The 17,766-nt window shown below is 44.0% G+C and carries 16 protein-coding genes, 1 tRNA gene and 1 pseudogene; 8 read left to right on the top strand and 10 right to left on the bottom strand.

The annotated features are described in order from the left end of the window. Positions 1 to 8 precede the first annotated feature (8 nt). Positions 9 to 3,455 carry a DEAD/DEAH box helicase family protein gene (locus E7Z59_RS11570; RefSeq protein WP_136336509.1) on the top strand — a complete coding sequence of 1,149 codons (3,447 nt, stop codon included), beginning with the start codon at positions 9 to 11 and terminating at the stop codon, positions 3,453 to 3,455. A gap of 444 nt (positions 3,456 to 3,899) precedes the next feature. Here E7Z59_RS11570 and E7Z59_RS11565 read toward each other — a convergent pair whose 3' ends face one another. The 3 genes from E7Z59_RS11565 to E7Z59_RS11555 all read right to left on the bottom strand — a co-directional run bounded on the left by E7Z59_RS11565 (position 3,900) and on the right by E7Z59_RS11555 (position 5,671). Further along, entirely contained in the window at positions 3,900 to 4,211 is a 312-nt protein-coding gene (locus E7Z59_RS11565) for a helix-turn-helix domain-containing protein (RefSeq protein ID WP_168731293.1), read from the bottom strand. A 26-nt stretch (positions 4,212 to 4,237) separates the two neighbouring features. Next, complete coding sequence (locus E7Z59_RS11560; protein WP_136336507.1) at positions 4,238 to 5,428, bottom strand: tyrosine-type recombinase/integrase; 1,191 nt, start codon at positions 5,426 to 5,428, stop codon at positions 4,238 to 4,240. A gap of 166 nt (positions 5,429 to 5,594) precedes the next feature. After that, positions 5,595 to 5,671 (bottom strand) — tRNA-Arg (locus E7Z59_RS11555). 211 nt (positions 5,672 to 5,882) lie between these two features. Between E7Z59_RS11555 and E7Z59_RS11550 the strand changes: the two genes are divergently transcribed. From E7Z59_RS11550 to E7Z59_RS11535, 5 genes and pseudogenes are all read left to right on the top strand, one after another. Further along, positions 5,883 to 6,443, top strand: coding sequence for a YeeE/YedE family protein (locus E7Z59_RS11550; RefSeq protein WP_136336506.1), 561 nt, complete (start codon positions 5,883 to 5,885; stop codon positions 6,441 to 6,443). Position 6,444: 1 nt separating this feature from the next. Beyond that, the gene (locus tag E7Z59_RS11545) at positions 6,445 to 6,858 is read left to right on the top strand and encodes a DUF6691 family protein (protein ID WP_136336505.1); all 414 of its coding nucleotides are present in this window, start codon (positions 6,445 to 6,447) and stop codon (positions 6,856 to 6,858) included. Beyond that, positions 6,858 to 7,619 (top strand): annotated as a pseudogene (locus tag E7Z59_RS15445) (sulfite exporter TauE/SafE family protein); the annotation flags it as partial. The gene E7Z59_RS11545 and the pseudogene E7Z59_RS15445, both read left to right, overlap by 1 nt. Before the next feature lie 102 nt (positions 7,620 to 7,721). Then, on the top strand, positions 7,722 to 9,128 hold the full coding sequence (locus E7Z59_RS15440; RefSeq protein WP_168731310.1) for an MBL fold metallo-hydrolase: 1,407 nt from the start codon (positions 7,722 to 7,724) through the stop codon (positions 9,126 to 9,128). Positions 9,129 to 9,134: 6 nt separating this feature from the next. Beyond that, entirely contained in the window at positions 9,135 to 9,347 is a 213-nt protein-coding gene (locus E7Z59_RS11535) for a YgaP family membrane protein (RefSeq protein ID WP_242015646.1), read from the top strand. Between the two features lie 131 nt (positions 9,348 to 9,478). Here E7Z59_RS11535 and E7Z59_RS11530 read toward each other — a convergent pair whose 3' ends face one another. The 5 genes from E7Z59_RS11530 to E7Z59_RS11510 all read right to left on the bottom strand — a co-directional run bounded on the left by E7Z59_RS11530 (position 9,479) and on the right by E7Z59_RS11510 (position 13,226). Further along, complete coding sequence (locus E7Z59_RS11530; RefSeq protein WP_136336503.1) at positions 9,479 to 9,754, bottom strand: ATP-dependent Clp protease adaptor ClpS; 276 nt, start codon at positions 9,752 to 9,754, stop codon at positions 9,479 to 9,481. A 2-nt stretch (positions 9,755 to 9,756) separates the two neighbouring features. Next, positions 9,757 to 10,605, bottom strand: a complete 849-nt coding sequence (prmA, locus tag E7Z59_RS11525; RefSeq protein WP_136336502.1) for a 50S ribosomal protein L11 methyltransferase — start codon at positions 10,603 to 10,605, stop codon at positions 9,757 to 9,759. A 15-nt stretch (positions 10,606 to 10,620) separates the two neighbouring features. Beyond that, the gene (gene tpiA / locus E7Z59_RS11520; protein ID WP_136336501.1) at positions 10,621 to 11,370 is read right to left on the bottom strand and encodes a triose-phosphate isomerase; all 750 of its coding nucleotides are present in this window, start codon (positions 11,368 to 11,370) and stop codon (positions 10,621 to 10,623) included. A gap of 170 nt (positions 11,371 to 11,540) precedes the next feature. Further along, entirely contained in the window at positions 11,541 to 12,635 is a 1,095-nt protein-coding gene (locus E7Z59_RS11515; RefSeq protein ID WP_136336500.1) for a BT_3928 family protein, read from the bottom strand. Positions 12,636 to 12,677: 42 nt separating this feature from the next. Further along, positions 12,678 to 13,226, bottom strand: a complete 549-nt coding sequence (locus E7Z59_RS11510) for a DUF1599 domain-containing protein (protein ID WP_136336499.1) — start codon at positions 13,224 to 13,226, stop codon at positions 12,678 to 12,680. A 119-nt stretch (positions 13,227 to 13,345) separates the two neighbouring features. Between E7Z59_RS11510 and folP the strand changes: the two genes are divergently transcribed. Further along, a complete protein-coding gene (gene folP, locus E7Z59_RS11505; RefSeq protein ID WP_136336498.1) occupies positions 13,346 to 14,176 on the top strand; it encodes a dihydropteroate synthase in 831 nt (276 codons plus the stop codon). Positions 14,177 to 14,379: 203 nt separating this feature from the next. Beyond that, the gene (gene cdaA, locus E7Z59_RS11500; protein WP_136336497.1) at positions 14,380 to 15,165 is read left to right on the top strand and encodes a diadenylate cyclase CdaA; all 786 of its coding nucleotides are present in this window, start codon (positions 14,380 to 14,382) and stop codon (positions 15,163 to 15,165) included. Position 15,166: 1 nt separating this feature from the next. On the opposite strand, the gene E7Z59_RS11495 is transcribed toward cdaA, so the two are convergent. Together E7Z59_RS11495 and truA are read right to left on the bottom strand one after the other, a co-directional pair. Further along, the gene (locus E7Z59_RS11495; RefSeq protein ID WP_136336496.1) at positions 15,167 to 16,942 is read right to left on the bottom strand and encodes an ABC transporter ATP-binding protein; all 1,776 of its coding nucleotides are present in this window, start codon (positions 16,940 to 16,942) and stop codon (positions 15,167 to 15,169) included. Next, the gene (truA, locus tag E7Z59_RS11490; protein WP_136336495.1) at positions 16,935 to 17,690 is read right to left on the bottom strand and encodes a tRNA pseudouridine(38-40) synthase TruA; all 756 of its coding nucleotides are present in this window, start codon (positions 17,688 to 17,690) and stop codon (positions 16,935 to 16,937) included. Before truA ends, E7Z59_RS11495 begins: the two co-directional genes overlap by 8 nt. Between the last annotated feature and the right edge of the window lie 76 nt (positions 17,691 to 17,766).

Below are 17,766 nucleotides of genomic sequence, written 5' to 3'. Positions count from 1 at the left end.
TTCCTACTATGACAAGCAATTTTGAATTCCTTAAGGCAGAATGGCCTTCGCTGTACGATAAACTGAAGAAGGCGGAGTCTCGCGTAAACAGCGAACCCGATTCTACAGCCCGCTATTGCCGTATTACCCTTGAGGAATGTATTTATCTGCTTTACGAGGAACATTATCTTGAACTGCCTTACAACACCGAGCTGTTCAATCTGGTGAATCAGGAGGAGATCAAAAGAATCATTCCGCATCAGCAACAGGAAGGACTTTACTACATCCGTAAAATCGGAAATAAGGCCTCTCATTACGGAAAACCCGTAAGCAGTGAAGATGCCCTTATCGGTTTGCGTTATACTTACGACTTTGTAAAATGGATCGCGAGGGATTACAGCGAAAGTTTACCTGATTTACCGGGGAAATTCCAGGAACAATGGATACCCAAAGTTGGCGCCGAAAAACGGCAGCTGGCCGTTATTCAACAAGAGAAGGAGGCCGTAGAGAAGGCTTTAAATGTAAAAATTGAGGCCCTGATCAAAGAACGGGAAGCGGCGCTCGAAAAAGCCCAGGCGAGTGAAGCAGCCCTGCAGGCACAGGAAGCAGCTACCCTAGAAGCCCTTACCCAACTTCAGGAACAGAAAGCAGCACGCCTGAAGCCATTAACCCGTGAATTTACCGAGGCCGAAACCCGGGAGCATCTTATTGACATTTCTCTGAAAGAAGCCGGATGGCATACGCTAGCCAAAGGCCGGGAGATCGAATACCCTGTTAAAGGATGTATGCCGGTTACGGGTGACAACCCTAACGGGAACGGATTTGTGGACTATGTGCTCTGGGACGACAACGGCAAGCCTCTTGCCCTGGTCGAAGCCAAACGAACTGCTAAGGATGTGGAAGCCGGAAGGCATCAGGCTTTTCTTTATGCCAATTGCCTGGAACAACTACACGGACAGCGTCCTGTGATCTTTTACAGCAATGGCTATGAGACCCGCATCTGGGACGACGCCTTTTACAGTGCTCCCAGACGGGTACACGGATTCTACACCAAAGACGAGCTCCAGTGGTTGATCCAGAAAAGAACCACCATCCAAGACCTGCGGCAGGCCACTCCCAATCCTAATATCATTAACCGCCCCTATCAGATCGAAGCCATCAGCCGGGTGGCAGAGGCCTTCGTTACCGATGGCGAAAAAGGGATTCGCGGCAATAAAAGACGTGCCCTGTTGGTCATGGCCACCGGAAGTGGTAAAACCCGAACTGCAGCCGCGCTTATCGAGGTCTTGTTTAAATACAACTGGGTAAAACGGGTATTATTCCTGGCCGACCGGAATGCCCTGGTTACTCAGGCCAAGAACAGTTTTAATGAGTACCTCCCCCACCTTTCGGCTGTAGACCTGACCAAAGAAAAGGAAAACGACACCACTCGTCTGGTGTTCAGCACCTATCCGAGCATGATGAACAGGATAGACAGTGCCCAGAATGAAGACGAGCGCTTTTACGGGGTGGGGCATTTTGACCTGATTATTATTGATGAGGCGCACCGCTCGGTGTACAACCGCTACCGGGCCATTTTCGAGTATTTTGATGCCGCCCTGGTGGGCTTGACCGCAACTCCAAAGGACGGGATCGACCACAACACCTTCGAACTCTTCGGCTGCGCCAATGAAGATCCTACCTTTCTGTACGAACTGCATCAGGCCGTACCCAAGTACCTCAAACCTTATAAAAACATCAATGTATCTACCAATTTCCTGAGAAGCGGGATCAGATACAGTGATCTTTCCGAAAAAGAAAAGGAAAAATACGAAGAGACCTTCCTGGATACTACCACCGGGGAGTTACCCGAAGAAATCGGCGCCCAGGCCATGAACAAATGGCTTTTTAACAAAGATACCGTAAACAAGGTCCTGGATGCCCTCATGCAAAATGGACTCAAGATCGAAGGAGGCGATAAAATCGGACGTACCATCATTTTTGCGGCTAATCAAAAACATGCCCAGTTCATCGTAGACTGTTTTCTAGAGCGCTATCCCGAAAAACCGGCAAATTTCATAGCCACTGTACACAATGCCGTTTCGCATTCCCAGAGTCTGATCGATGCTTTTTGCGATAAGTACAAGGAGAATAATCCGCAGATCGCCGTTTCGGTCGACATGATGGATACCGGGATCGATGCCATCCGTGTCCTGAATCTGGTATTCTTTAAGGTGGTGCGCTCCTATGCTAAGTTCTGGCAGATGATAGGCCGGGGAACGCGTTTGTGTGAGGATGTATTTGGTCCCGGACAACCCAAGGAGCATTTTTTGATTTTTGATGTCTGTGGCAATTTCGACTTTTTTGAGGCAGAGCAACAGGGAAGAGATACCACCCAGTCGAAACCCGTGAGTCAGCAGATCTTTGAAACCCGTCTGCATTTGAGCAGACTCCTGGCCAATACCGGAGAGGCAGAAGATCTGCAGTTGGCCGGTAAGTTTCTGGACCGCCTGCATCAGGAAATAGCATCACTTGACAAAACCCGTTTCCAGGTGAGCATGAAACTGCAGCATGTGGATGAATTTTCCAGCCGGGATCGCTGGAATAACCTGAGCAATCATGATATTCATCTTATTGAGGAACACCTGTCGGACCTGCCGGCACCTGAGACTGCCAGTGAAACGGCCCGAAGGTTCGACCTTATGATGCTCAAACTGCAGGAAGCCACTCTGCTGCTATCGGGTGCACAACCGCGGTTACAGCGATCGCTGATGGATATCGCCGAAGGTTTAAGCACCAAATACACCATTCCCGATGTTTTACGGGCCAGGCCCCTGATCGAAAACATACACAGGGCGGAATTCTTCGAGGGAATAACACAGAAAAAGCTGGAACAGGTACGGGAAGAACTGAGAGAACTGGTGCAGTATCTGGAGGGCAGTAGCAGGCAAACGGTGTACTCTAACTTCATCGATTCTGAGGTGGAAGTCTCTGAAGCCAATGAACCCGACCTAAACTCGAATTACGGCATGCCTTACAGGCAACGGGTAGAAAGTTACATACGAGACCACAAGGAGCAGCTTACCATTACCAAACTCCATTCTAATCAGCCCATCACGGCCAAAGAACTTGACAGACTGGAGGAGATCCTCTTTGACGGGGAGGACCGGGGAACGCGGGGAGATTTTGAAAAGGAATACGGGCAGCAACCTTTAGGGGTATTCATCCGCAGCATCCTTGGCCTGGAGGAAAAAGCCGCTCAGGAGGCCTTTGCAGAGTTCCTGCAGGCCGGAAACCTCAGCGCCGACCAAATGACCTTTATTCAGAATATTATCTCCTTCCTTACAAAGAATGGCACTATAGAGCCATCTATGCTATTCGAGCCGCCCTTTACCGATATGAACGACCAAGGCTTATTGGGTGTTTTTGAAGATGGGGATGCTCATAAAGTGATCAGTATTATTGAAGGCATTAACGAGAATGCGGAGATTGCTTAAGATATCCGGATATTCAACTCAAAAAAAAAACGGGCCGCGGTTAATTGGAAGCTTGCTTCCCCTCTAGCCCTAATTTAGTAAAGAACCATACCCCCCTATAAAAAATACCACTCAGTATAATTTGTGCTAGGAGGCGATGTAGAATGAAAGCTTGCTTTCATGATTTTACCCCATATCCCCTTTCTTTCTTTAAAAAAAAACGCTGCGCGCGTATATATTCCCCTATATTATTAAATTATTTTATTTCTAATATTATATGTATAACCTCTAACGGGAAAGCCTTCCCGATAAAAGCGGTAGGGTATCACCATTTTTGGTGAGGGGGTATCACCATTTTTGGTGAGGGTATCAACATTTTTGGTGAGACTTAACAAACCCCATTTGTTATTCTTTTGAAAATACCTACGGCCTAATTAATATAGGCCCTTAGCATGATTAATTAACTTAATCTAAACTTCCCTCCATTAACCTTTTACATTTTAATAATCTACCATTATTTCCTGGCTGGGTATATTCGACGAATAAATATCCCTTTTCTTTAAGATCGGATATATTGGCTGATACCTGCTTATTAGTTATATTCAACAGTTTTGCGAAATATGAGTTACCAGCAAAACAACCTTTACTGTTTCTCTCCAATACTTCAATTATTGCCAATATCAAAACTTGGGTCTTATTTATATCCTCAAGCTTCAAAAACTTCAAGTCTACCCAAATCCCATCTAGGGGTCGATTTATTTTGTATCCTTCAATCATTCTATAAATTTTGGTTTGCAATCTATTCAGAAAGCGCATATTTGTTTCAAGGCATAATCCCGAACCTTCTCGGGATACCTGTCTTTATAAGCAGTATCAATATCTCCCCGCTCATGCCCCATAAGCTCTCTAATAATATCAACCTCTATGTGTTTGAACTTGGCAATGGTGGCAAAGCTGTGTCGGATCACCTTGGTGGTTAAAACGCCACCGGTCGGAAGGATCTTTATATTATTGTTTTTTTGAATCCGCTTCAATTTGGCATTATGGGTGGAACGAAATGTTTGGTAGCGTGTTCTGATCTTTGACCAAGGGAACACATATTCCGAATCCGGATCTACATCCTGATACTTCTCAATAATTCTTTTGGCCTCCGGTAGCAATACCAAATCAAACTCATAAGCCTTCGCCCCTAACTTTGACCTTTTTAGATAGACCCTTTTCTTCGAAATCTGCTTTCGCTTTAGATAATAGATGTCCATCAAATCCGCACCACCCAGATAAAATTGCAATAGGGAAAGGTCTACAGATAGTTGTTGTTGGTCAGAAAGTCCGGATAGGTATTTTAAGGCTCCCATTCCGGTAGTATCGAGGTACTCATTTCTTTGTCTGCGTATCCTGGTCGGAACATCATTAAATATCCCTTTAAAAGGCTGTTTATCCTCTACGACAGCCATCTTTACAGCTCGATTGTATATGGCACGTAGTTCCAGAAGATATGTGCGCACAGAGGTATTCTTAAGCCCCTGCTCCCTTTTGTATTGTTTGAAGTCTTCAAGGATGGGCCCGGAAAGATCATCTAATAGCAACTTTGGTCTAAATTGGTCCAGCTGATCAGCCGCGCAACGGTAGGCCGATGCGTTACCGTACCTATTCAGTCGTTCCATCCGATCTACCTCCGCCATTGCAAATTCGTAAAAAGAATATCGTTTCTTCTCTTTCTTATCTTCAAAGAAGGTCATAGCCAGTTCCAAATCCTCAACCTCCTTAAACACCTGGCTCATTGCAATATTGCGAAACGCCATTATTTTGGCATAAAGATTTTCGAAATCCGGATATCTAGGTGTTGGTAGTTGGTAGTAATCATCCCATTCCTTTTCGGAGGCATGCGCAATAGTCCTCCTCTTGATTTTCATTTGATGGGTAACGATAAGTTTTATGGGGTAACGCCCGTCGGTGGCTCCGTCTGAAGTATAACGTTTTACTGTAGCTTTCATAGTGCAATGATTTGAACGGATATTTACGGGGCGTCGTAAATATTTCGTAAATATTGTACTTGAAAGATAGTCAAAAAGTTCTGATTACGGATTTTTTTCTACACGAAAATTTTTTGTGCATATACGAAAAATCCCCGAAAACACTGGGTTTCCGGGGATTTTCTTCTGGTGACCTCGACAGGATTCAAACCTGTAACCTTCTGAGCCGTAATCAGATGCGCTATTCAGTTGCGCCACGAGGCCGTTAATATCACGTCTGACTTGTTGCAAACGCGGGTGCAAATATAATGTTTTTCTTCTCTCAAATCCAAAGAGAAAATTGATTTTTTTGCTGCATTTTATTTTTTCTTCAGCACCATCCTGAATGACAGTCGGTTTGCGCCTCACAGCGCCGGGGTCATATCCTGACAACAGGTAATTGGTTACATTTGTATAAACTTAATAACTCACCATTATGGATTTCATTTTAGAACCCTGGCCCTGGTATGTGTCAGGTCCACTGATAGCACTGACCATGTTTCTGCTATTGTATTTCGGAAAAGAATTCGGAATGTCTGCCAACCTTCGTACCATGTGTTCTATGGCCGGGGCAGGAAAAAATGTAAAATTCTTTGACTTTAACTGGAAAGCCCAACGATGGAACCTTACCGTGGTTCTCGGAGCCGTTATTGGCGGTTTTATCGCGGTTCATTTTCTCAGTAAACCCATCGATATAGACCTGAACCCTGATACCGTGGCTGCCCTGGAGGCTTTTGGCTGGGATAACATCGGTAAAAGCCTGGTTCCCGGAGAGGTTTACGGACAAGAAGCTGTGTTCAGTCTTAAAGGCATCGCTATCCTTGTGATCGGGGGTTTCCTGGTAGGGTTCGGCACACGCTATGCCGGAGGATGCACCTCAGGTCATGCTATTTCAGGAATCAGTAACCTGCAGGTTCCCTCCATGGTGGCCGTGGTAGGCTTCTTTATTGGCGGACTCATTATGACTCATTTTCTATTACCTCTAATTTTCGGATAACATGAAGTATTTAAAATATTTACTAGTCGGTATATTCTTTGGTATCGTAATGGTCAAATCTGAGGCTGTTTCCTGGTACCGCATCTTTGAAATGTTTCGTTTTGAATCGTTCCATATGTATGGAATTATAGGTTCTGCAGTAACCCTGGGTATTATCATCGTTGCCCTGATCAAGAAAAATCATATGAAGTCTTCAGAAGGCATAGAGATCACCTTTAATCCAAAAGAAAAGACATGGCTCCGATACATTCTTGGAGGTACTATTTTCGGTTTTGGGTGGGCCCTCGCAGGTGCTTGCCCCGGACCTATGTATGTACTTTTCGGAACCGGTGCCTATTCCATCCTCCTGGTAATTGGTGGCGCCCTCCTGGGAACCTATGTATATGGAGCCCTGAGAGATAAACTTCCGCATTAATGGGATATGAAGAATTACTGGGGTACACCGGTGCCCTCCTGATCGGAATGATCATTGGCCTTCTTGGCGGAGGTGGCTCTATTCTCACCGTACCCCTGCTGGTTTATCTGCTGCACTACAACCCTATAACCGCTACGGCCTATTCGCTGTTTGTGGTTGGGGTTTCGTCCTTATTCGGAACGGTACAAAAGTACCGGAAAGGCCTTGTAGATTTCAAAACGGGACTGGCCTTTTGTTTTCCCTCTTTTATGGCGGTTTACCTTTCGCGAAGATACCTGGTGCCTTTTCTCCCGGAAACCATTATTGAATTTCAGGGATACACGGTCTCTAAAGATATGTTGATCATGGTGTTCTTTGCTACGGTTATGTTCCTGGCTTCCATCTCCATGATCCGCGACCAAAAAGGAAACCCCGACACCTATGCTAATAAAAAGCAACCCTATTACAAGACCTTTCTACAGGGGATCATTATTGGTTTGGTTACCGGTTTCATAGGAGCCGGCGGCGGATTCTTATACGTCCCTGCCCTGGCACTTTGGGCACGCTTACCTATGAAAACAGCTGTAGGAACTTCATTGGTCATTGTAACCATCAACTCCCTGGTAGGCTTTTCAGGAGATGTTCAGACCCTGGATATAGAATGGAGTTTTCTTTTAAGCTTTTCTGCCTTTACCATTGCTGGGACACTGATTGGAGGAAAACTTTCACAGTTTGCAAGCGGCCGACACCTTAAAAAGGGCTTTGGAATTCTTATCCTCCTGATGAGTATTTTCATTATCAGTAAGGAGGTGATCAGGAAGGAGACCAATGAGGTTACAACCCCTGAAAACACGAAATTATTATCTTTGAAAAAATCGAAGTCTATGAATATTGAACAGATCTACACGGGCTGTCTTGCACAGGGAGCCTATTATATTGAATCTGATGGAGAAGTGGCTATTATTGATCCACTTAGAGAAACGCAACCCTATATTGACAGAGCTGAAAGAGAAGGCGCCACTATCAAATACGTTTTTGAAACTCACTTTCACGCCGATTTTGTATCAGGACATATTGATCTTGCAGAAAAGACCGGTGCCACTATCGTCTACGGACCGAATGCCAGGACCGCTTATGACATCTATTCTGCAAAGGATGGGGAAGAATTTAAGATCGGAAAAGTTACCATTAAGGTATTGCACACACCGGGACACACCCTGGAGTCTACCACCTATTTGTTGATCGATGAGAACGGGAAACACCATGCCATCTTTACAGGAGACACCCTGTTTCTTGGCGATGTAGGTCGACCCGACCTGGCGATTAAGCAAGATATTACCAAAGAGGACCTGGCAGGGATGCTTTATGACTCGCTTCGGGAAAAGATCATGCCTCTTGCTGATGATGTGATCGTTTACCCGGCCCACGGTGCAGGGTCAGCGTGCGGAAAAAACCTCAGCAAGGAAACTGTTGACCTTCTTGGAAATCAAAAGAAAACCAATTACGCCCTCAGAGCAGACATGAGCAAAGAGGAGTTTGTAAAAGAGGTACTCGAAGGGATCATGCCGGCTCCTCAGTATTTTGCCAAGAACGCCATGATGAACAAAGAAGGTTATCAGTCTTTTGACAGCATCCTGCAAAAAGGGAACATCCCTTTGAATCCGGAAGATTTCGAAGCCATGGCCAACCATGAAAGTGCCCTGGTACTCGATGTGAGAAACCAGGAAGATTTTGTAAAGGAACATATTCCCAATGCCATTTTCATAGGATTGAACGGATCTTTTGCACCATGGGTAGGTGCCCTGATCAAAGACCTGGATCAGCCTATTATCCTGGTGGCTCCTGAAGGTAAATCAGAAGAAGCTGTAACCCGCCTTTCCCGCGTTGGGTACGACAATACCCTTGGGTACCTGGAAGGAGGCATGGAAGCCTGGAAAAAGGCCGGTAAGGAAACCGACAGTATCCGATCTATAAGTGCAGACGCTTTGGAAAAAGAATACAACGGGGAGATCACCATTCTTGATGTAAGAAAACCCGGAGAGTACAGCGCTGAACACCTGGAAAATGCTGTTAGCTTCCCTCTTGATTTTATCAATGAAGAGATGTCGGCCATAAATAAAGATCAGTCTTATTATGTGCACTGTGCAGGAGGATATCGTTCGGTGATCGCTACCTCCATCCTCAAAGCCCGAGGTTTTGACAAGCTGACTGATATTGCCGGTGGCTATAAAGACATTAAGGAAACAGGCATGAAACGAACTGATTACGTTTGTCCGAGTACCCTCAAATAAGTGCTTATGCGATTGAAGAAAAATATGAGTCAGAAAGACAAGCTCATCCGGGTAGTGGTCTCATTCCTCATAGCTATGTTATACTATTACAATATTATTTCCGGCTATTTCGGAATCGCGATGATGTTACTGGCCATTGTACTTTTACTGACCAGCTTTTTCAGATTTTGCCCATTTTACAAGGTTATCGGAAAAGATACCAATATAGAGAAAGAATGATCGACACTATCAAATGTCGGGTCTCAGATTAGAGGAACTATGAGCTTTAACAGCAGTTCCTCTAATCCTTATAAAAAAAGGAGTGCACAAAGCACTCCTTTTTTTTATGGTTGTTTTATGGTATGCTGAAACTAAACGATTTCTGCGCTCAAGCCTTCTTCCAGAAGTTTCTCACACCGTGGTCTGAGATCGTCATATGCTCCTGTCTTTACAGTACACTTCCCTTTGTAGTGCACAATAAGAGAGCATTGTTCTGCCTGAAGCGGGGTGTGATCGCAAGCAATGATAAGGGTTTCGATGACATGATCAAAAGTATTCACATCATCATTGTAAAGTACGATCTCATTTTCCTTTAAGACATCTTCCTCGATAACTAACTTCTCGAGAACTTTTTCTTTCGTACTCATAATCAATGAATTTGCCGCAAATTTAAAAATTTTAGAGCAACCCACAGATTCTTTTCCAGCTTTTGAGTAAAGTTTAACTTCAAGGATGAACACTTCTCTTTCAGTATTGGAATATCATCTTCATAAAATCCACTCAGTAGTAACACACCTCCTTTTCTTAAAACAGCTGCATATTTTTCAAGATCCTGCAACAGGATGTTCCTGTTAATATTGGCAATAACCACATCGTATTCTTTACCCTCCAGTAAATTCGCATCTCCTTCGTATACATCTATGTTACGGCAGGAATTCCGCTCCACATTTTCAAGAGAATTTTCATAGCACCACCTATCAATATCTATGGCGTCTGCATGACGTGCACCCAACTTTTCAGCCAGAATGGCCAGGACCCCGGTACCACAACCCATATCTAAAACATCCTTCTCTTTCAGATCAGTGTCCAGTAACAACTGTATCATCATATGAGTGGTTTCATGATGGCCGGTGCCAAAACTCATTTTGGGTTCTATAATAACCTCGTACTCGGTGGTTGCCTTCTCGTGAAAAGGCGCTCTTACCGTGCATCTCCCGTCAACAACAATAGGGTCAAAATTTTTCTCCCATTCCTCATTCCAGTTCACCTGCTCCACCTCCCGCTGTTCGTAGCTGATCTCCACCAGAGGGTTCTCAAAACTGTAAAGGTCCTGCAAGGCATTTTCATTCCAGAACTCCTTTTGAATATAGCCCATGAGACCTTCCTCTGTTTCCTCAAAACTTTCAAATCCGACCGAACCCAATTCAGCCATCAGAATGTCTGTGAAAGGAGTTTTAGGCGAGACTTTAAAATCAAATTCCAGATATATTGCTGACATGTTCCGGGGATAAAATTAAAAGGCCGATGCGATGGCCCCAAAGTCGGCTGCTTTCAAGGAAGCCCCACCTATTAGTCCACCATCAACATCCGGCTTTGAAAAGATCTCAGCGGCATTGTTCGGTTTCACACTACCTCCGTATAGAATAGAAACACCCTGCGCAAGGTCGTCATTGTAGACCTCTGCAATGGTTTTCCTGATAAATTCATGCATTTCCTGCGCCTGCTCCGGACTAGCTGTTTCTCCTGTTCCGATAGCCCATACCGGCTCATAAGCCAGAATGATATTCTTCCATTGGTCTGCCGGCAAATGGAACAGGGCATTTTTTAACTGAGAGGCTACTACCTTAAAATGATTCCCGGACTTTCTGTCTTCCAGTTCTTCCCCAAAACAAAAGATGATCTCCATCTCTTGTTCTAATGCTGTATTAACCTTCTTTGCCAGAATTTCATCCGTCTCTCCAAAATAGGCACGACGTTCTGAATGTCCAAGAATGACCGTGTTTACACCAATACTTTTAAGCATGCCTGCAGAGATCTCTCCGGTATAGGCCCCGCTCTCTTCAAAGTGCATGTTTTGAGCAACTACCTCGATCTTATGAGTTCTCAGTAATTGAAAGGCCCTGTAAAGGCTTGTAAAGGTTGGTGCGATCATGACCTCTGCCTTGGTTTCGGGCAGGGTTCTTATCAATTCATCTATCAGTGACTCGGTCTGAGCCAGATCCATATTCATTTTCCAGTTTCCGGCGACAATTTCTCTCCTCATGAGACTATATTTTTAGATTTCTCTGTGGTTGGTAAAGTTTTTACATATCGGGAAGGTCATATTTCCCGAAATCCATACAAAAATATTAATAAAGAAAGACATACGACCTCCCCTGCCAAAGTATATGACAGGCAACCAAAATAATCCTACACTTCGCTACGGCTTTCTTTTTAAAACCTCAGCTCCCCGATATCGTTGAAATGCAACTTTTCAGTAATGGTGCCTTTTTCAAGGATAAGAATACCCGGATTTGAACGTACAATGGTCTTCAGCGTAGTCAGATCACAGAAATAAAGGTCGAGATCAAGTCCGTATTGACTCGTGAGCTGTTTTGACACCTCTTCGGAAGATGCCGATAAGCCAATTACTTCATACCCCTTATTTTTTGCTGCGGTTATTTGCTCTTTCAAGGCTGCCAGCGCATGCTTATTTGACTTTTCGAGATCCCGGGCAACGATAATGAATAATTTATCTTTAGACATCAATTCGGCAGTATGATCCACCCCGTCCTTCTCCATGGTAAAGTCATGAATGGGCGGCTCGTATCCCGCTTGCACCTCTTCGGTTTCCACATCTATGAATTCACCCTCCACCTGGGGGTAATCTCCATTGGTCACGATCACTTTCTCTTCTCCATTCACCTTGAACTTCCAGGAGTATTCAAATACAGGTTCGGGAGCACCATCCGGAATACTCATACCTTGCGGAATATTAGCACCCACCTCATAGGGTCGGAAATCAACCAGCGGAAGATGCTCTATAACGTGATAACTCAGAAAGGAGCAGCCTAAAAGCACTATTCCCATAACCACGCCGGAAACTTTTGTATTAAAAAGCGGTTGAATAAAACGCTGCCCTGCCATCAGGATCAGGATCAGCAACAGAAGAACCACATCTTTGGTAAACGACTCCCATGGGGTTAATTTAATGGCATCGCCGAAACATCCACAATCGGTCACCTTATTGAAATAGGCCGAATAAAAGGTTAAAAATGTAAAAAAGACGATCATGGCCAGTAAACTCCACAACGTCCATCTTTTTTTATAGCCCAGCAACAAGGCAACACCCAAAAGTACTTCCAGAATTACGAGGATGATCGCGAAAGTTAGGGCCAGGGGTTGCAGAAACTCTAAATTCAGGACATCAGCCCCAAAATATTCATCCAGTTTAAACGAAAAACCAACCGGGTCATTCATTTTAATGAGTCCGCTCAGGATGAAAATACATCCTACCAGTATTCGTGATATTTGTGTAATTAGATTCATAGCCGTAAAGTATGATGGTTAATAATGGGGAAGAAAAATAGTTTAAGCAGGGTCAAAAGCTTCTAAAAGTATCAAAGCAAAAATGGCATAATTGATCATGTCCTGGTAGTTGGCATCGATGCCTTCGCTGACCAGGGTCTCTCCTTTATTATCTTCGATCTGCTTTACCCTGAGCAGCTTTTGAAGGATAAGATCTGTAAGCGAACTCACCCTCATATCTCTCCAGGCCTCGCCATAATCATGATTCTTATTTTCCATCAGGGTTTTGGTAAGGGCTATCTTTTCATCGTACAGTTTCACTGCCTCTTCAACATCAAGATCGGGCTCCTTGGCAATACCTTTGTCTATCTGAATCAGGGCCATCACCGAATAATTTATGATACCAATGAATTCAGCCACCTCATCTTCATCAACCCGACGTTCAGCGTTTTCCTGCAGCGACCGGATACGTTGTGCCTTTATAAAGATCTGATCCGTCAGCGATGGGAGACGCAGTATTCTCCAGGCACTACCGTAATCTTTCATCTTTTTAGAAAAAAGTTCCCGGCAGTGGTTCACTACAGCGTCGTATTGTTTCGAGGTATCATGCATGAGGTTGCTCTAATTTTGTTTAAATTTCGCGTAAAATAATCATTTGTTCAAAAATAGGAGTTTTCCCGTAAGACACAGCCCCGTGCTGCTCAAGGAAATCATTTTTTTACTAACAACTTATGACAATTAATTGTAAAGGTACCCTTGTGAATCTCTCCTCTCCGAAGGTGATGGGAATTTTAAATGTCACCCCTGATTCTTTTTATGACGGCGGCCGATACAATGATGAAACAGCTTTGTTGCAGCAAGCAGAGCAGATGCTTGAAGATGGTGCTGATTTTATAGATGTAGGCGGGTATAGCTCCAGGCCGGGGGCTGATGATATTGCAGAGGAGGAAGAACTTCGCAGAACGGTCGAGGCCACTACCCTTATCCTTAAAAATTTCCCGGATGCCTTGATCTCTATAGATACTTTCAGGGCAAAAGTTGCAAAAGAGAATATTGGAGCCGGAGCGGCAATCATCAATGATATTTCGGGGGGCACTCTTGATGAGAACATGATACCCCTGGCCGGCCAACTGGCGGTACCTTATATCATGATGCATATGAAGGGGACTCCTCAAAATATGAAACAAATGGCCACCTATGATGATCTGCTGAAAGAGATCACTTTTTTCTTCTCCCAACAAATTGCAAAGGCCCGCGATCATAAGGTCAATGATGTAATTATTGATCCGGGGTTTGGTTTCGCCAAGAACATTGAACAAAACTTTACTTTGTTGCAGCACCTTGATCACCTGAGCATACTCGACAAGCCTATACTGGCAGGAGTAAGCCGAAAGTCTATGATCTATAAAACCCTGGGGATCTCTCCTGATGAAGCCCTGAATGGCACCACCGTACTAAATACCCTATGCCTGCAAAAGGGAGCCAACATCCTCAGAGTTCATGATGTGAAAGAAGCGGTGCAGTGTGTAAACCTGTTTGGAAGGATGACAGGTGAAAAGTGACAGGTGATAAGTAACAGGTCAGAGCGTTAGTTTAAAGTAGAGAGTAGGGAGTAGGGATGATGGATTATGGATTATGGATTATGGATTATGGATGATGAATGATGAATGATGAATTTCCAGAATACCTGCATAACTGCATAACTACATAACTAATTTTTTATTTATTCATTCATAACTGTATTTTTACATAAAACCTGCCTACTTTGGAGTTATTTGATTTTCTCGAATTTAAGATCATCGATATCATCGATATTGTATTGGTGGCCTTTCTTATGTATTCCCTTTATAAATTATTAAAGGGTACCGTTGCCATTAATATTTTCCTGGGCATTGTGATCATTTACTTCATATACCTCATTACTGAAGCCCTGAACATGAGGGTACTCAGCAATATTTTCGGAAAATTCATCGGGGTCGGATTTTTTGCCCTCATCGTGGTATTTCAGCAGGAAATACGAAAGTTCCTGCTTATGGTGGGGTCTACCAATATTGGAGGAAAAAGCGGAGTTTTAAAACGCTTAAAGATCCTGAAGCCTAAGACCATACAACTGGAGACCGATGTAGAGGCCATTGTACGTGCCTGCGAAAAAATGAGTAAGACCTATACCGGAGCCATCATCGTTCTGGAAAGAAACAGTCCGCTTGATTTTGTAAAGAATACGGGAGATTCGATGAATATTGAAGTTACCCAGCCCATCATTGAGAGCATTTTCTTTAAGAACAGTCCGCTTCACGATGGGGCTGTTATCATTGAAGACAACCAGATCACCGCGACCCGGGTAATTCTTCCGGTATCTAATGAAAGAAGCATTCCCCTTCGCTTCGGATTACGCCACAGGGCTGCAGTGGGCATTTCAGAGAAAACAGATGCGGTGGCTTTAGTGGTAAGCGAAGAAACCGGACAGCTTTCTTATATTAAGAATGGTGAGTTTGTGCTTTTTGAAGACAACGAAGAACTCATCGAAATGCTTAAAAAGGATCTGGCTTAAACTAAACAGCCTCTTCCTCCGCCATAAACTGCACCTCGTAAAGTTTACGGTAATGCCCATCTTCCTTCTTAAGCAGATCATCATGCGTGCCTTCTTCAATGATCTTCCCGGCTTCCATTACCAGGATCTTATCGGCTTTTTTCACGGTAGCAAGGCGGTGGGCAATCACCATGGACGTTCTCCCCTTAGTTACCCTCTCAGTTGCCTTTTGAATAAGTTTTTCAGAATGTCCGTCTACAGACGAGGTTGCTTCATCCAACACCAGAATAGAAGGATCACTCACATAGGCTCTCAGGAAAGCGATCAGCTGTCGCTGTCCGCTGGATAGCATACTCCCTCTTTCCTTCACATTGTAATGATAACCTCCCGGAAGGCTCTTGATGAATTTATGAATCCCGATCTCCTTGGCGGCGGCGATTACCTCCTCTTCAGATATATCAGGATTTTTCAGAGTAATATTATTCAGAATGGTATCGGCGAATAAGAACACATCCTGCAATACGATAGCGATCTCGTTTCTGAGTGATTCTACGGTAAAATCATTGATATTCTGATCATCTACACGAATCTCTCCGGCCTTGATATCATAAAACCTGTTAAGCAGGTTAATAATGGTTGACTTTCCTGCTCCTGTAGCCCCTACTATTGCCACAGTCTCACCCGGTTGTGCAGTGAAACTGATTCCTTTTAACACTTCTTCATCGGCCACATATTCAAAGCGTACCTTATCGAATTCGATCTTACCTTTAAAGTGACCAGCTTTTACCGTTCCGGTCTCTTCTACCCTGCTTTGAGTATCCAGAACATCAAAAACCCGGTTGGCAGCTACCATACCCATTTGAAGGGTATTGAACTTATCGGCGATCTGTCTAAGCGGACGGAAGATCATGGTAGACAACATGATGAACATAAAGACATCTCCAAGTTTTGCCATATCATTATTCATCACAGCCTGCAATCCTCCATACCAAACTAAAAGTCCGGTGGTGACCGCTGCCATCATCTCAACAACGGCTATAAAAATAGAATTATACCACACCGTATTGATCCAGGCTGTTTTATGCTTTTCATTGATCGCAACAAAATCATCGTACTCCTTCTTTTCCCGAACAAACAACTGTACGATCTTCATTCCTGTTAATCGCTCCTGGACAAAGGAATTTAAATTAGCCACCTCTTTACGCACCTCTATAAAGGCTTTTTTCATGGCTTTTTGAAAAAGGCGGGTAGCGTATAACATTAAAGGAAGTACGGCAAAAATGATCACAGAAAGTTTCCAGTTAAAATAGATCATTACCCCGGCTACCACTGTCATTTTAAGAAGATCACTGACGATCATAAAAAGTCCGTCGCTGAAAATGGCAGCAATACGCTCTATATCATTCACGGCTCTTGTTACGAGAATCCCGACCGATGAACTATCAAAATACTTCATCCGGAAACGTATCATATGATTAAAGAGTTTAAGCCGGATATCTCTGATCACTGATTGTCCGAGCCAATTGGCAAAATAAATGAACGACAGTTGGCTGATCACCTCCAAGACCAGGGCTGCGGTCATTAATAACACAAAATACAGCAGGGATTCGGCATCTTTACCAATGATATAATCATTAACAGTATACCTTAGAATTATGGGCCGTACAGAAGAAAAGAAAGACAGCATTAAAGCCGCAAAAGCAACCCCAAAAAAAGTCACCTTATACGGTTGGGTATATCTCATCAATCTTTTAAAAAGATTCAGATCAAACGATTTCCCTGTAGTATCCTTACTCATTCGTTTTTAATATTGTTTTTGGGTATGAAACATCCGTCAGGTATAAGCCATGAGCAGGAACAGAGGCTCCGGCCTCACTGCGATTTTTACTCATGATAATACGTCTCAGGCCTTCCTCATCAAGCTTTCCTTCGCCGATTTGCAAAAGGGTGCCCACTACAGCTCGTACCATGTTTCGCAAAAAGCGGTCGGCCGTAATATGAAAGATCAGTTTTGAAGGAGATACCTCCTCCCATTCTGCTCTTGATATTTTGCAAAAATACGTCTTTACATCCGTCTTTGACCGTGAAAAACATTCAAAATCCTCGTATTCCATCAAGAGGGCAGCAGCACTATTCATCTTCGATACATCAAGCGGTGCCCTGTATTCATAAGCAAGGTCTTTAAGAAATGGAGATTTCTCCTGAACGAGATGGTATTCATAGCTTCTTGAGGTAGCATCAAACCTTGCATGAGCATCAGGCTGCACCCGGTAGATACGATGCACGGCAATATCGCCCGGCAGAAATCGGTTCAAGCGATACGTCAGATCCTCCATATCCACTGGATGATCCGTGTCAAAATGCGCCACCATCATGCTGGCATGCACCCCGGCATCTGTTCTACCGGCTCCGGTTACGGCAAGGGGCTGCCTTAACAAGAGGCTAAATGCTCTTTCGAGGATCTCCTGTACCGAGGTGGCATTGGGCTGACGCTGCCAACCGTGATAGGCCTTGCCGTGGTATGAAAACTCAACAAAATATCTCAAAGCAAAATGCTACTTTTGTGTAGGCCTGCAAAGATATCTAATATATAACATACGCTTCTGATAGGGGGCGTATTTA

It is taken from the genome of Robertkochia marina (assembly GCF_004799345.1).
Classification (GTDB): Bacteria; Bacteroidota; Bacteroidia; order Flavobacteriales; family Flavobacteriaceae; genus Robertkochia; species Robertkochia marina.
This window is presented reverse-complemented; position numbering and strand designations above follow the sequence as displayed.